General features: G+C 63.1%; 1 protein-coding gene. It reads right to left on the bottom strand.

The genetic code is table 11. The features are described 5' to 3' along the window. The coding region (locus AC1D0P_RS28700; RefSeq protein ID WP_477679840.1) for an aldehyde dehydrogenase family protein at positions 1-488 on the bottom strand (488 nt) is incomplete at both ends.

Genomic DNA, 488 nt, shown 5'->3' on the forward strand with positions numbered 1-488 from the left:
AAGCAACCCCAGGCCACAGCCGACGCGGCGGCATCGAGATCGGCATCGGCGAAGACGACCAGCGGCGATTTGCCGCCGAGTTCCAACGCTACGCGCTTGAGATTGGTCTGCGCTGCATAGGTCATAATCAGCTTGCCGACYTCGGTCGAGCCGGTAAAGGCGATCWTGTCGACATCCATATGCAGGGCAAGCGCCTTGCCGACTTCTTCGCCATAGCCGGTAATGACGTTGAAGACACCGTCCGGAAGGCCGGCTTCGGTGGCGAGTTCGGCAAGACGGATCGCCGTCAACGACGACTGCTCGGCCGGCTTCAGCACCACGGWATTGCCGRSCGCCAGCGCGGGACCAAGCTTCCAGGTCTCGATGATCATCGGATAGTTCCATGGCGTGATCGCGCCGATGACGCCGAGCGGCACCTTGCGGACCAGCGCCCGGTCGTTGGGGCCGGTGGGCGCGATCTCGTCATAGAGCTTGTCGCACATTTCGGC

The sequence above is a fragment of the Polaromonas sp. P1_G2 genome, assembly GCF_056405515.1.